Genomic DNA, 1,123 nt, shown 5'->3' with positions numbered 1-1,123 from the left:
CTAGTGCTTAGTTGCGTTATTAAGCGCTAATAATGTAATCTTGGAGGGATGTCACGAGTAGCCCCAAAAATTGAGTGTTCCGCGGACGTGCGGGCAGAGTTAGAGCGACGCGCAGCGAGCCGTACGGAAGAAGCTCGAGTAGTCGAGCGAGCCCGGATGATTCTGGGCTGCCTGGATGGCGCGCAAGTCCAAGCGGTTGCAGCGCAATGCCGAACGCGGGCCAATACGGTCATCAAGTGGCGAAACCGCTTTATGGCTCAGGGGCTTTTGGGGCTGTCAGACGAACCTCGGCCGGGCGCACCGAAGACGTATGATGAGCATTTTCGACAGCGTGTCTTAGCAATCCTTGAGCTACCACCGCCAAAGGGACAAGCCGTCTGGGATGGTCCCGCTGTAGCTCTGGCTCTGGATAGTTCGGTTTACGCGGTTTGGCGCGTGCTCCGCAAGGAAGGGATTTGTCTGCAACGACAGCGATCCTGGTGTGTGAGTACCGACAAAGAATTTGCGGTAAAGGCGGCGGACATTGTTGGCTTGTATTTGAGTCCGCCCGAGAATGCCTTAGTCATCAGTGTCGACGAAAAACCCAGTATCCAAGCGCTGGAACGAATGACCGGGTACGTTGAAACCGACAGTGGCAAGATCGCGCGCGGATTCCAGAGCACCTATAAGCGTCATGGGACACTGAATTTGTTTGCAGCTCTGCAGGTCGCAACCGGTAACATCATCGCCCAGATAACCGAAACGAAGCGGCGTGAAGATTTTCTCGGGTTCATGGACACGATTGTTGCCGAGACGCCGGCTGGCCAAGAGTTGCATGTGATTCTGGACAATTACTGTACCCACAAAAAATGCGACGCCTGGCTGGCTCAGCATCCGAATGTCCATTTCCACTTTACGCCCACCTCAGCCAGTTGGCTGAATCAGGTGGAAATCTGGTTCGGCATTCTGTCTCGTAAAGCTTTACGCGGCGCCAGTTTCCAAAACATCGCAGCCCTGCGGCAAGCGATTGAAGACTTTATTGCCGCTTACAATCCAACGGCTACACCTTTTCGATGGCGGAAACGCGAGGTCCGCGGTGCGCAATTACGAAATACTATCGCTAACTTACGGAATTAAGCACTAG

At 54.1% G+C, this 1,123-nt stretch carries 1 protein-coding gene; it reads left to right on the top strand.

Annotated elements, in window-relative coordinates:
• The first annotated feature begins 48 nt into the window (after positions 1-48).
• Positions 49-1,116 (top strand): IS630 family transposase, encoded by a 1,068-nt coding sequence (locus CWO84_RS15440; RefSeq protein ID WP_101053634.1) that lies wholly within the window; start codon positions 49-51, stop codon positions 1,114-1,116.
• The last annotated feature ends 7 nt before the right edge of the window (positions 1,117-1,123 follow it).

The organism is Methylomonas sp. Kb3, from assembly GCF_002834115.1.
Classification (GTDB): Bacteria; Pseudomonadota; Gammaproteobacteria; order Methylococcales; family Methylomonadaceae; genus Methylomonas; species Methylomonas defluvii.
This window is presented reverse-complemented; position numbering and strand designations above follow the sequence as displayed.